Below are 12,232 nucleotides of genomic sequence, written 5' to 3'. Positions count from 1 at the left end.
TTTAGTTGGTTGGTTTTAAGGAAATCATTGTTCCTTGCATTGTTGTGTATAGTATTTCTTCTTTTTCATCAGTAACTTTTGCTTCGCAAAACACTAAGGTTCTTCCGCTTTTCACTACACGTCCTGTAGCAATGATAACATCGGATTTTGCTGGGCGCAGTAAATTAGTTTTAAACTCTACTGATAAAACATCTGAACCTTCTTGCATAGTTGTTAAGGCTGCATACCCACAAGCTACATCCATTATACTTGTTAATACTCCAGCATGAAAAAATCCATGTTGTTGTGTTAAGCCTTCATGCTTTTTACATCGGATTTTGAGCAGTCCTTTTTCAATATGAATAATTTCCGCTCCTAAGGTTTTCATAAAACCTTGTTTTAAAAAACTCTCTTTTGCAGCCTCAATCATTATTTTACTTTGTTTGGAGCTTCCATTACTGTTCCACAATTAGAACAAGTACATTTTTCTTTATCTGAATAATATTTATCAAAAATTATAGGCATATCTGTTTCAATATTATCTAAAGCAAATTCTTCTCTATATAATTGCGACCCACAATTTTCACAGTACCATTCTAAAGCATCCATCATTCCTTCAGCTCTAGGATACTCTATTACCAAACCTACTGTGTTTTCTTTTCTTTGTGGAGAGTGTGGTACTTTTCCTGGTAATAAATAAATATCTCCTTCATTAATTTCTACATCAACCATTTCACCTTTATCATCAATAATTTTCAATACCATATCCCCTTCTACTTGATAGAAAAACTCTGGTGTTTCATTATAGTGATAATCTTTACGGTTGTTAGGACCTCCTACTACCATTACAATATATTCACCATCTTTCCATACTTGTTTATTCCCCACTGGTGGCTTTAACAAATGACGATGCTCATCTATCCACTTTTTAAAATTCAAAGGTTGTACTAACTTACTCATGACTATTTAGATTTTATAATGATTTTGTTCTTCCTCCATCTACAGGGACATTAATCCCGTTAATAAAACTAGCTCGCTCACTTGCTAAGAAAACCACTGCATTTGCAATTTCTTCTGGTTTTGCAAAACGTTTTGCTGGCGATGCATTTTTCATTGTTTCAGCAACTTCTTCAACAGATTTACCTGTCTTTTTAGCCTTGTTATTAATTATCTCATTTAAACGCTCTGTACCTGTAGCACCTGGTAAAACATTGTTTACTGTAATATTAAACTGCCCTAACTCATTTGCTAACGTTTTTGACCAATTTGCTACAGCTCCTCGGATTGTATTCGAAACTCCTAATCCATCTAACGGTTGTTTCACAGAAGTTGATATCACATTAATAATTCTACCATATTCTGCTTCTTTCATAAACGGCACTAAAGCTTGAACCAATACATGATTACATTTTAAATGCTGCGTAAACGCTCTTTCAAATTCGTCTAATTGTGCATTAAATACTGGCCCTCCTGCTGGTCCTCCTGTATTATTTACTAGAATATGAAAATTTAAATCAGAAGCTTCAATTTTTTCTTTTAGCTCTAATGGATTAGAAAAATCCGCTACGATATAATTATGATTCTGGTTTTTATTTGGTAATTCTGCCAATACTGCTTTTAACTTTTCTTCATTACGAGCTATTAACGTTACATTTACTCCTTCTTCTGCCAACTGTATTGCCGATGCTTTTCCTATCCCTTGAGTACTACCGCAAACTAATGCGTTTTTATTATCTATATTTAAATTCATTTCTAATCGTTATTACAAATCATTGTTTTTATTTTAATCGCTTTTTCAAAGTGATCTAACCTATGTTTTTGTATCCACCAGGTTGCTACTTCCATTAACAATTCTGGATTGTCATTTTTATTTTTGAAAAATGCATAAAAAGACACTCCAACATTCTCTCCTTTCTTAGCTATCTTTTCATCGCAAATTCTTACAATTTTTTGCCTTATTTCTTTATTCATATTTAATACAAACATTTTTAGGCTCGGTAAAGAATCGTAAAGCTTCGAATCCTCCTTCTCTTCCAACTCCACTATCTTTTTGCCCTCCAAACGGTGTTCTTAAATCTCGTAACAACCATGTATTCACCCAAACAATACCTGCATGTAATTGCTTACTAAACTGCATGGTTCTATTTAAGTTATTAGTCCATAAAGTTGATGATAATCCGTATTTTACATCATTGGCTAGCGAAAGTGCTTCTTCCTCTGTTTTAAAAGACATTATTGTTACAACAGGTCCAAAAATTTCTTCTTGATTGAGTTTACAATCATTACTTTGAACTTCTATAATTGTTGGCTGTAGATAATATCCTTTCTCACTTCCTTCAACTGTAACTGTTTCTCCTCCAAAAAGTATTTTTCCACCTTCTTCTTCCGCTATTTCTATATAGGATTTCACTTTCTCTAAATGCTGTTTTGACACTAAGGCCCCTACATTAGTATCCTCATCAAATGGATTTCCAACTTTTAACTCAGCTACTTTCTGAACAAAATCTTTTTTAAACTGTTCGTAGATATTTTCTTCTACAAGAATTCTACTTCCGCATAAACAAATTTGCCCTTGATTCGCAAATGATGAACGTACTGTAGTTGCTAACATTTTATCATAATCACAATCTGCAAATATGATATTAGGGTTCTTTCCTCCTAGCTCTAATGAAAGCTTTTTAAACATTGGAGCTGCTACTCGAGCTATATGTGCTCCTGTGGCTGTTCCTCCTGTAAATGATATGGCTTTAATATTTGGATGCTCTACAATTGCTTGACCAGTTGTTCCACCTAATCCATGTACTATGTTTAATACTCCTTTTGGCAAACCTGCTTCGATACATATTTCTCCTAACAAATAAGCAGTCATTGGAGTTACTTCACTTGGTTTGGCTACTACACAGTTTCCTGCTGCAATAGCTGGAGCTATTTTCCAAGTAAATAAATATAACGGTAAATTCCACGGCGATATACAACCAACTACTCCTATTGGTTGACGCAATGTAAAGTTCATTGCCCCTAACCCAACACTTTCATGTGCTTCAGAAGAAAATTGAGTTATTGCATTGGCAAAAAACTGAAAATTAGATGAAGCTCTTGGTATATCTATCGCTGTTGCTAAACTTAAAGGTTTTCCATTATCTTTTGCTTCTGCCTTAGCTAATTCAGGTAATTTTTCTTGAATTAACTGGGCTATTCTAGACAAAATACTGCTTCTTTCTTCTAAAGTAGTGTTTGACCATTCTTTAAAAGCAGATTCTGCTGATTTATAAGCTAATTCTACATCTTCTTTTGTTGAATTTGGTATCTGCCCATAAACCTCTCCAATTGACGGATTATAATTATCTATATATCCTCCATTAATTGGCGACTGAAATTCTCCGTTTATATAATTTTTAATGTTTTGCATTTTAACTAACATTCTTTTTTTCAAGCCATCCCATTGGAATTTCTTGATTACAAAATTCTAAATGAATAACTCTTCTATCCTTTAAAGATGTTGATTTTGAAGACGCATGTAATAATAAAGGCTTCATTAGCATAACTCCTCCTTCAATTACCCGACATACTTTCTCTTCCCCTAAAGCATTTTTATCAAACTTTTCATCTACTCTAATAATTCCTTTTTTATGAGATTTAGCTATCACTCTTAATGCTCCATTAGTTTCATTAGTGTCATCCAAATGTATTCTAAATGTAACCGTATTTTCTAAAATTTCTTTTGGTGGAATCACTCCTAGTTGCCCATTCTTATTTGTCCAATTTGAATATTTTTCTGTTTCAACTTTGTTTTCAACACTTATACTCAAATCCTGATGATGACTTACAAACCAATTTGACTTTGCAGGTTTATTAAAAAATATTGCTTTCGACAAAAAGTAATCTTCACCACAAATTGATTTATATAAGTTTTTAAATTTTTCATTTTTAAAAACTAACTCTTGCACTTTAGGTACTTTGTTAATCAGCTGTCTAATTGCATAACTCTTTTCTGATTCTTCAATCAAACTAATTAAAGCTAATAATTCCTTTTTACTAAAGATTTGTTTAGTAATTGAATATCCTTTATAGGCTAACTCTTCTTTATTTTGAATGAACATCTCCAAAAGATTTATTGTTTTTTATAAGCCACCACTTTAATTTCTATCAACAAATGTGGATGTGGCAATTGATGCACTGCAACTGTTGTTCTAGTTGGTCCGTTATAATCAAAATACTCTGCATATACTTCATTATAACCTCCAAAATCATTCATATTTACCAGAAATGAAGTTACATCTACAATATCAGATAAATCAGCTCCTACTTCCTGTAAAATATCTCTTATATTTTCTATAACAGCTCTTGTTTGTTTTCTTATATCTAAATTTGTAGTCCCAAACTCATCTACCTCTACTCCTTCAAAAGAGTTGTCTGGTCTTCTTGAACTTGTACCTGATACATATATAAAATCTCCTACTTGTTTTACATGTGGAAATTTTCCTCTTGGTATTGCTTTCCCTTTGATTACTTTACTATCCATTTCCTTTATTCTTTTGTTGCCATTTCGAGCAACTTTATTGTTGTTTTATAATTTCTTGTTGTGGCTATTACATCTAACTTCTTCTCAAGAATATTATTAGTCAGTTTTGTTTTCCCAAAACCTGATGGGCAATGCAGATAAACTACATCTTTATCTATTTTATATTGATCTTCTTTTATTCCTTTAACTTCAATTTCTGTTTGGCTAGACATTGTATTTAAAAATGAAAAAGCCACTATTTTTTCATTCTCTATAGAAAAAGGATATGCTTTAATTGCTTTTTCCCATTCGCTTACGGTTCTAACTATTACTGGAACATCATACTCGTACTTTTGATGTATACCTTGTTTAATCTTCTTGCTAATAGTTTCTTTTGTTTCTTCTGACTCTAAAATAATATTACCACTTTGAATGTAGGTTTGAACATTTTTAAAATCGAGGCTGTTTAACAATTCTCGTAATTCTGCCATTGGAATTTTATTTTTTCCCGAGACATTTATTCCACGTAATAAAACAATGTATACCATCTTCTACTTTTCTCTTTGTTTTATCTCTTCTTTTATCTTTTTTACGCTTGAATATTGTAAAAGGAGAATTGTGCTTAACCCAAACACTATTGGCAATAAAGTAATAAAAACTGTTTTATTTTCTTTTGTTAACAAACCATATATAGTAACAGCTAATAACAGTATTAATGCTACGGTCATAGCTTTAGCTACCACCTTTAGTAACTTTATTCTTTTATTAAGTTCTTCTATTGTTTTATTTTCCATGATACAATTATTTTAACCCTGCTACTTTATCTTCTTCTAGAATTTCGTTTGTTTCTTCCTGTACCTTTTTTAATACTACAGCCAACTCTTCTTTTGTCATATCTAAAGAAGTAGTTACTTCATTATCTGCAATAAGATTCAATAGAGCTTTATCCTGAGCTCTTCCTTTTTTCATTGCTTTTGAATATGAAATTTCATCATTAAAAGTGACCATTGAATATTTTGAGAAATACTCTGTAGGAAAATTACTTTCCAAATCCATTTCTATTTTTCGTTTTTGTTTAAACAATGGATTTGCTACATGATCTCGCATTTCATAATAATTATCTATTGCTAAATCTGCAATTGCATCAGTATCTTCCTTTCTTTGCTTTTGATATTTCTTAAATACCTCTTCCCAACTACCATCGCATCTATCTAATATTTCATCAAAAACTGTTACATCCTCGAAAGAAGCATTCATTCCTTGTCCATAAAAAGGTACTATTGCATGAGCTGCATCTCCCATAAGTAAGGTATTACCCTTATAAGACCACGGTGAACACTTAACTGTTCCTAGCGCTCCTGTAGGATTGTTAAAAAACTCATCTTTTATGCTTGGTATCAGCTTTAATGCATCTGGAAACTCTTTTTCAAAAAACTCTGTAATTTTTTCTTCTGTTGTTAAGTTATTAAAATTATATTCTCCTTCGTCATAACTTAAAAACAAGGTTACTGTAAAACTCCCATCTAAGTTTGGCAATGCTATTAACATATACTTCCCTCTAGGCCAAATATGTAAATGATCTTTACTTATTTGATGTTTCCCTAAAGCATCTGCCGGAATCTCTAGCTCCTTATATCCATGTGTTAAATAGTTTTGCGAATAACTAAACAAAAACTTTCTTTCTAAATAATAGCTTTTTCGCAGTATAGAACCAGCACCGTCTGTTCCAAAAACAACGTCTGCATTTACTGAAAACTCTTCTTTGGTTTCGTAATCTTTAAAATGAACTATTGTATTTTCTATATCTACTGAAGTGCATTTTTTATTAAAATGTATCGTTACATTTTCATGATTTTCTGCTTCTGTTAATAGAATTCCATTTAAATCTCCTCTAGAAATTGAATTGATATATTCACCGTTTCTACCAGAATAATTTGAAGCAAATGTATTCCCTTCTATATCGTGTATTAAACGTCCATACATTGGAATACAAATCTCTCTTGCTTTTTCTTCTACTCCTGCTAAACGCAAAGCTTTAAAACCTCTATCTGACAATGCCAAATTAATCGAACGTCCTGCTGATATATCTGTTGTACGTAAATCTGGTCGACTCTCATACATTGCTACTTTATATCCTCTTTGCGCCAAACGCAAGGCCAATAACGAACCACATAAACCAGCTCCTATTACTACTATATTATCTTTTTTATTCATAAAACTGAATTAATTCATTTTTCCGTTTCTCAGATTGATACCTGTATACAAATATGCTTTTAGTGAACATAAAAAATCTGTCCAACCTTGTGTTTGTTGCATTGTTTTCTTTATTCCTTCTAGAGTATTCTCATAACTTTTTTCAGTTATATTAACTTCTGTAGCATCATCATCATTACTGGTAAATTTCATTTCTACCTCAGTTACAATTTGATTACCAGCCCAACTAAAAACAATTTCTTTATTTTCTGTTACGGATAATACACTTACCATACATTCTGCTCCAAAATCTTTCCACTCCCATTTCACTTCAGTTCCTTGAACTAAGTTCGCACTTGCTTCGGAAACAAAATATTTTGAAATCTTTTCTTTATCAACTATAGCCTTAAAAACCTCTTCTACATTTCTTCTTACAACATCTTTTACATGAACTTCTAAACTCATAATAAACTTTTTAAGATTTCTACCATTTTAAATACATCTTCAAAACTATTATACATTGGTACTGGTGCACATCGTATAACATCTGGCTCTCTCCAATCTGTAATTATATTATTCTCTGTTAACTTTTTATGTAAACTTTTATCAGCATTTTGTACCTGTATTGACAACTGACATCCTCTTTCTTTTGGATTTGATGGGGTAATAACCTTAATTCTATCTGTATCTATTTGATTAATCAAGAACTCAAAATATCCTGTCAGCCTTTCCGACTTTTCACGTAAAGCTTCCATTCCAACATCGTTAAACATATCTAAAGATGCTCTAATTGCTGCCATAGATAATATTGGTGGATTTGATAATTGCCACCCTTCTGCTCCGTCCATTACATCAAATGGTTGACGCATATTGAATCGCGTTTCTTTATTATGATTCCACCAACCTGCAAAACGAGGCAACTCTTTATTTTTTGCATGCTTTTCATGCACAAATAACCCCGCTAAACTTCCTGGACCAGAATTTAAATATTTATAAGTACACCAAGCTGCAAAATCTACTCCCGAATTGTGTAATTCTGGTGAAATATTTCCTGCACCATGTGCTAAATCTATTCCTACAAAACAGTTTTTAGCATGACCTATTTCTGCTATACGTTTTAAATCTAAATATTGTCCTGTATAGTAATTTACTCCACCTATTAACAATAATGCTATTTCATCTCCTTGCTCAGAAACAATCTGTTCTAGGTCTTCAATCCTTAACAACTCTTCTCCTTCTCTTGGCTTCCATTCAATTAAACCATCTTCTACATCAACCCCATGAAACTTCAATTGCGATTGAACTGCATACCTGTCAGATGGAAATGCATCACTTTCTATTACTATCTTATATTTCTTTTTTGTTGGTTGATAAAAAGAAACCATTAGCAAGTGAAGGTTTGTAGTTAACGTATTCATCACCACAACTTCCAACGGCTTAGCTCCTACAATTTTAGACATACTATCTGTTAAAAACTCATGATATGGTAACCATGGATTTTTTGCTTCAAAATGTCCTTCCACCCCATATTTTGCCCAATCATCTAATTCTTGTTGAATATACTTTTGAGTTGACTTTGGTTGTAACCCTAAAGAATTTCCCGTAAAATATAACCAGTCGTTTCCATCTTTATCTTTTGGTATATGAAATTGCTCTCTTAAATAAGCTAATTTATCTTTTTTATCCTGCTCTTGCGCGTAATCAAGTGTTGCTTTATACATGTTTCTTTTTTTTCAAAAAACCTTTTCTTAGAAACACTAAAGATAATTCATTTACAAGCAAATTGAAAAACTAAAGTGTTTCATTATTTGAAACGGCGTTTTATAAATTTACACTTTTTTCTTACATTAGCAAAAATGATTTTTTAAAACATGATGGATAACAAGAACTTAAACCAATCTATTATTAAAGCTTTTATTCTTTTAGATGCTTTTACAAATGATAAAAAAGAATGGGGTGTTCGAGAACTAGCCTACAAAACAGGTTATAACAAGAGTACAGTACACAGACTCTTAAGCACATTAGTTTCATTAAATGTTATACATCAAAATGAAAATGAAAAATATCGTTTAGGAAGTAAACTTTTTGAACTTGGTAATCGTGTTTCCTTGTATCAATCTTTAATTACTATTACTAATCAACCTATTAAAAATGTTGCCTTAGAAATTCAAGAAACAGTTTTATTAGGCACACTAAAAGACCACCAAGTTTTTTATATTAATAAAGCCGATAGTTTGCAGGGTTTAAAAATTAGTACTTCTATTGGATCTTATCAACCTATTCATGCCACTGCTTCTGGTAAATTACTACTAGCTTTTTCTTCTTCAGAAAAGCAAGATGATTATTTCAAAAGCAACACTTTAAATTCTTTTACTCAAAATACAATTACCAAAAAAACTGAATTAAAAAACTGTTTACAAACGGTACAAAATCAAAAATACGCATTAGATTTAGAAGAATTTGAACTAGGACTTATTTGTATAGCTATTCCTATTTTTAACAAAAAAGGAAATATTATTGCTAGCCTTAGTGCTTCAGGTCCCTCTAGTCGATTTAGAATCGAAAACGTCCAAAACTATATTGCTATATTACAAAAAGGGGCTTCTATTATCGAAAATTCTTTACAAGATTTTGATTCATTATAAAAAAAAACGCCTTGTAAATATTACAAGGCGCTTTCTTTAAAATTATATCCGTTTTAATAAAGTACTCTAAACCTAAGAGTCCCTTCTACTTTACGAAGTTTTTCAATTACTTCTTCATTGTATTCTTTATCAACATCAGTAATTACATACCCTACTTTAGAATCTGTAGATAAATACTGACCTGTAATATTTAACTCATATTTTGCCAACACTTTGTTTATTTTCGCCATCACTCCTGGCACATTTTTATGAATATGCAAAAAACGATGTGCATTTGTTTGACGAGGCAACCTTATATTAGGAAAATTAACAGCATCTACTGTATTTCCCGAATTGATATAAGCCATTATTTTACCAGGAACAAAATCAGCAATATCTTTTTGAGCCTCTTCAGTACTCCCTCCAACATGTGGTGTTAAAATCACATTATCTAATCCTTTTAATTGAGTATAAAAATCACCGTTTTTTCTTGGTTCTTCCGGATATACATCAACCGCTGCTCCTGCCAATTTACCTGACTTCAATGCTTTTACTAACGCTTCTATATCTACCACAAAACCTCTTGAAAGATTTACTAAATGCGCTCCATCTTTCATATAGCTAATCTCTTCTTCACCTATAAAGTTTTTATTTGCTGCATTATCATCTATATGTAAGGTAACTACATCAGAAATACTCAACAATTCTTTTAAACTATTTATTCTTGTTGCATTTCCTAAGGCTAATTTATCTTCAACATCATAATAGTACACATCCATACCCAAAGCCTCTGCTAAAACTGATAATTGCTTCCCTATGTTTCCATAACCAACAATCCCTAGTTTTTTACCACGCACCTCTCTTGAACCTTGCGCTGTTTTATTCCATTGCCCATTATGTAATTCTGTACTTCGTTTAAACACACTACGCATTAGCATAATAATTTCTCCAATAGCCAACTCAACTACTGAACGTGTATTACTATAGGGTGCATTAAAAACTACAATACCATTTTCCTTACACGCTTCTAAATCTATCTGCTTAGTCCCAATACAAAATGCAGAAACAACCATTAATTTTTCAGCAGCTTCAATTACACGTTTTGTTACTTGTGTTTTTGAACGGATTCCTAAGACATGGACATCCTGTAACTTTTCAATCAATTCATCTTCCGACAAACTTCTTGACACTGTTTCAACTGTAAACCCATCACTCGATAACTTAGCAAAAGCATCTGGATGCACATTTTCTAACAATAAAATCTTTATTCTATTCTTTGGATATGATATATTTCTAGGCAACTTGTTTACGTATAAAAATTCATCTAAATTTGGCGTAACATGGTCAGCATTGGCAACTGTTTTATCTCTTAACACATTTTCTGTATAAGCAAAAAACTTGTCTGCAACCCCTGCTTCTTTTGTTACTGCATCACTATAACCATCTCCAATCATTTGAACTTCTCCATCTAAGTTCAATTTTTGAAGACATTCTATTTTCCCATTATGCTTTGATAAAGAATTTTCCTTATCAAAACCTATAATGTTCTCATTTTCATCAAACTGAAAGGTATTTGCAAAGACCCTCTCTGATGGAATATTATACTCTGCAACTATTGGATCTATAAACTCCTTAAATCCAGCAGATATTACATAAATATCATCAGAAAAGCTCTCGAAAAACTCTTTATTTCTTTCAATAGATGAGGAAACATGCTTTTTTAATTCGCCTATTAATAAGGATAAATCAGATTTTTTAGCATTCAATAACTGAATACGTTTTTCTAAAGATTGAGGAAATGAAATTTCTCCATCAATTCCTTGATTGGTTATTTCTGTAATCTCCTGAATAATTTCTTCCTTCTTTGGATTTCCTACCAAAGTGATTTCTGCTAAAACATCTAATGCTTCTACTCTTGTTAGAGTGCTATCGAAATCGAAAACGAAATTTCGTTTTACTAAGTTCATGTTACAAATTTTTACTCTTTTTTTTGTTGTTGTGTTGTATGTTTTTGACTCCACTAAAGTACAAATGATAGGCAAAAAAAGTATCACAAAATGATAACATTTTCATATTCACCTATTATTCCTTTTAGAAATGAAGTTTATTCTTAAAAAAACTAAAAAACAGAAAGAAAAAGAAACCAAAAAATCGGAATAGCTTCCACAATAAAAGAACTGTAATACTTCGATTGATTTTCCGAAGATTTAAACAATAAAATCAATAAAAGTGAATAAATTACCAAAAACGAAATCCTAAATTCAATACTAGAACTTATAAAAAACTCTAGCACTAAGCAAATGGTTAACAATACATAACCCAACTTCTTTGTATTTTGAACCCCTATCTTTTTAGGAATAGTTTGTAATGAAATGGCATCATATTTTACATCTCTTATATCAAAAGGCAATATCAAAGTCACTACCAATAAAAAACGCTGTACAGAAATCAAAACAACATTATACGAAACCCCTAAATCAGCATCATAAATAGGAAGAATAACTGTTGTTCCCATCCATACTAAAGCAACAATTACAATTTTTAAATACCCTATACTCCTTAAATTCTTTTGAAAACCACTTAGAAAAGGAACTGCATATAACAAAGTTAAAAAGCCAAAAGGCATAATTAACAACAATGTTTTTATTGAAAGTTGCCAGGTATAATAGCATAACAATAAGAAGCAAATCAATGAAAAAATTTGAATAATCTTTAAATGAGTTGTTAAACTTCTATGATGTAATTTTGCTACTCCTGCATATTTCACAAAATTATACCCCGTAATTGTTCCATAAAAGATAAAATAATCTAGTGATTCATTGTATGATGAATTAAAATACAATTGGGTAATTCTAACAAAAGTAAATACTGCTAATGCCACATGAATACTAGAGTTTATATAGAAATCTAATATAATTTTTAAAAGCTTCATTAC

At 31.4% G+C, this 12,232-nt stretch carries 15 protein-coding genes; 1 reads left to right on the top strand and 14 read right to left on the bottom strand.

Annotated features, from left to right (window positions below; all coding sequences use genetic code 11):
• Window position 1 precedes the first annotated feature (1 nt).
• From Q0958_RS13260 to kynU, 12 genes are read right to left on the bottom strand one after another with little or no spacing between them, the layout of a single operon-like run.
• Entirely contained in the window at window positions 2-367 is a 366-nt protein-coding gene (locus tag Q0958_RS13260; RefSeq protein WP_299123843.1) for a PaaI family thioesterase, read from the bottom strand.
• A 41-nt stretch (window positions 368-408) separates the two neighbouring features.
• Window positions 409-939: a 3-hydroxyanthranilate 3,4-dioxygenase gene (locus Q0958_RS13255; RefSeq protein WP_150900696.1), complete on the bottom strand. Its 531-nt coding sequence runs from the start codon at window positions 937-939 to the stop codon at window positions 409-411.
• 13 nt (window positions 940-952) lie between these two features.
• Window positions 953-1,729, bottom strand: coding sequence for an SDR family oxidoreductase (locus Q0958_RS13250; RefSeq protein ID WP_150900695.1), 777 nt, complete (start codon window positions 1,727-1,729; stop codon window positions 953-955).
• Between the two features lie 2 nt (window positions 1,730-1,731).
• Entirely contained in the window at window positions 1,732-1,950 is a 219-nt protein-coding gene (locus tag Q0958_RS13245) for a DUF6500 family protein (RefSeq protein WP_150900694.1), read from the bottom strand.
• Window positions 1,943-3,388, bottom strand: coding sequence for an aldehyde dehydrogenase (locus Q0958_RS13240; RefSeq protein WP_299123839.1), 1,446 nt, complete (start codon window positions 3,386-3,388; stop codon window positions 1,943-1,945). Before Q0958_RS13240 ends, Q0958_RS13245 begins: the two co-directional genes overlap by 8 nt.
• 1 nt (window position 3,389) lies before the next feature.
• Window positions 3,390-4,079 (bottom strand): phytanoyl-CoA dioxygenase family protein, encoded by a 690-nt coding sequence (locus Q0958_RS13235; protein WP_299123837.1) that lies wholly within the window; start codon window positions 4,077-4,079, stop codon window positions 3,390-3,392.
• A gap of 11 nt (window positions 4,080-4,090) precedes the next feature.
• The gene (locus Q0958_RS13230; RefSeq protein WP_150900691.1) at window positions 4,091-4,501 is read right to left on the bottom strand and encodes a RidA family protein; all 411 of its coding nucleotides are present in this window, start codon (window positions 4,499-4,501) and stop codon (window positions 4,091-4,093) included.
• A 5-nt stretch (window positions 4,502-4,506) separates the two neighbouring features.
• Window positions 4,507-5,028, bottom strand: coding sequence for a DUF1697 domain-containing protein (locus tag Q0958_RS13225; RefSeq protein ID WP_299123833.1), 522 nt, complete (start codon window positions 5,026-5,028; stop codon window positions 4,507-4,509).
• Window positions 5,029-5,031: 3 nt separating this feature from the next.
• Window positions 5,032-5,274 (bottom strand): hypothetical protein, encoded by a 243-nt coding sequence (locus tag Q0958_RS13220; protein ID WP_272150320.1) that lies wholly within the window; start codon window positions 5,272-5,274, stop codon window positions 5,032-5,034.
• A 7-nt stretch (window positions 5,275-5,281) separates the two neighbouring features.
• Window positions 5,282-6,694: an NAD(P)/FAD-dependent oxidoreductase gene (locus tag Q0958_RS13215; protein WP_299123831.1), complete on the bottom strand. Its 1,413-nt coding sequence runs from the start codon at window positions 6,692-6,694 to the stop codon at window positions 5,282-5,284.
• A gap of 9 nt (window positions 6,695-6,703) precedes the next feature.
• Complete coding sequence (locus Q0958_RS13210) at window positions 6,704-7,138, bottom strand: SRPBCC domain-containing protein (RefSeq protein ID WP_299123829.1); 435 nt, start codon at window positions 7,136-7,138, stop codon at window positions 6,704-6,706.
• Complete coding sequence (gene kynU / locus Q0958_RS13205; RefSeq protein WP_299123827.1) at window positions 7,135-8,394, bottom strand: kynureninase; 1,260 nt, start codon at window positions 8,392-8,394, stop codon at window positions 7,135-7,137. The genes Q0958_RS13210 and kynU overlap by 4 nt, the downstream gene beginning before the upstream one ends.
• A gap of 150 nt (window positions 8,395-8,544) precedes the next feature.
• Between kynU and Q0958_RS13200 the strand changes: the two genes are divergently transcribed.
• Window positions 8,545-9,318, top strand: coding sequence for an IclR family transcriptional regulator (locus Q0958_RS13200; RefSeq protein WP_299123825.1), 774 nt, complete (start codon window positions 8,545-8,547; stop codon window positions 9,316-9,318).
• Between the two features lie 53 nt (window positions 9,319-9,371).
• Here the strand turns inward: Q0958_RS13200 and serA are convergent, their stop codons facing one another.
• Together serA and Q0958_RS13190 are read right to left on the bottom strand one after the other, a co-directional pair.
• Window positions 9,372-11,264, bottom strand: a complete 1,893-nt coding sequence (serA, locus tag Q0958_RS13195; protein WP_299123823.1) for a phosphoglycerate dehydrogenase — start codon at window positions 11,262-11,264, stop codon at window positions 9,372-9,374.
• Window positions 11,265-11,416: 152 nt separating this feature from the next.
• Complete coding sequence (locus tag Q0958_RS13190; protein WP_299123821.1) at window positions 11,417-12,229, bottom strand: hypothetical protein; 813 nt, start codon at window positions 12,227-12,229, stop codon at window positions 11,417-11,419.
• Window positions 12,230-12,232: the final 3 nt, after the last annotated feature.

Origin of the sequence: uncultured Tenacibaculum sp. (assembly GCF_947499065.1) — a bacterium.
Lineage (GTDB): Bacteria > Bacteroidota > Bacteroidia > Flavobacteriales > Flavobacteriaceae > Polaribacter.
This window is presented reverse-complemented; position numbering and strand designations above follow the sequence as displayed.

Excerpts from the sequence above, each read along its gene's own strand:
- Q0958_RS13260 (WP_299123843.1), bottom strand. The coding sequence starts at position 367 with ATGAAAACCTTAGGAGCGGAAATTATTCATATTGAAAAAGGACTGCTC.
- Q0958_RS13255 (WP_150900696.1), bottom strand. The coding sequence starts at position 939 with ATGAGTAAGTTAGTACAACCTTTGAATTTTAAAAAGTGGATAGATGAG.
- Q0958_RS13250 (WP_150900695.1), bottom strand. The coding sequence starts at position 1,729 with ATGAATTTAAATATAGATAATAAAAACGCATTAGTTTGCGGTAGTACT.
- Q0958_RS13245 (WP_150900694.1), bottom strand. The coding sequence starts at position 1,950 with ATGAATAAAGAAATAAGGCAAAAAATTGTAAGAATTTGCGATGAAAAG.
- Q0958_RS13240 (WP_299123839.1), bottom strand. The coding sequence starts at position 3,388 with ATGCAAAACATTAAAAATTATATAAACGGAGAATTTCAGTCGCCAATT.
- Q0958_RS13235 (WP_299123837.1), bottom strand. The coding sequence starts at position 4,079 with ATGTTCATTCAAAATAAAGAAGAGTTAGCCTATAAAGGATATTCAATT.
- Q0958_RS13230 (WP_150900691.1), bottom strand. The coding sequence starts at position 4,501 with ATGGATAGTAAAGTAATCAAAGGGAAAGCAATACCAAGAGGAAAATTT.
- Q0958_RS13225 (WP_299123833.1), bottom strand. The coding sequence starts at position 5,028 with ATGGTATACATTGTTTTATTACGTGGAATAAATGTCTCGGGAAAAAAT.
- Q0958_RS13220 (WP_272150320.1), bottom strand. The coding sequence starts at position 5,274 with ATGGAAAATAAAACAATAGAAGAACTTAATAAAAGAATAAAGTTACTA.
- Q0958_RS13215 (WP_299123831.1), bottom strand. The coding sequence starts at position 6,694 with ATGAATAAAAAAGATAATATAGTAGTAATAGGAGCTGGTTTATGTGGT.
- Q0958_RS13210 (WP_299123829.1), bottom strand. The coding sequence starts at position 7,138 with ATGAGTTTAGAAGTTCATGTAAAAGATGTTGTAAGAAGAAATGTAGAA.
- kynU (WP_299123827.1), bottom strand. The coding sequence starts at position 8,394 with ATGTATAAAGCAACACTTGATTACGCGCAAGAGCAGGATAAAAAAGAT.
- Q0958_RS13200 (WP_299123825.1), top strand. The coding sequence starts at position 8,545 with ATGATGGATAACAAGAACTTAAACCAATCTATTATTAAAGCTTTTATT.
- serA (WP_299123823.1), bottom strand. The coding sequence starts at position 11,264 with ATGAACTTAGTAAAACGAAATTTCGTTTTCGATTTCGATAGCACTCTA.
- Q0958_RS13190 (WP_299123821.1), bottom strand. The coding sequence starts at position 12,229 with ATGAAGCTTTTAAAAATTATATTAGATTTCTATATAAACTCTAGTATT.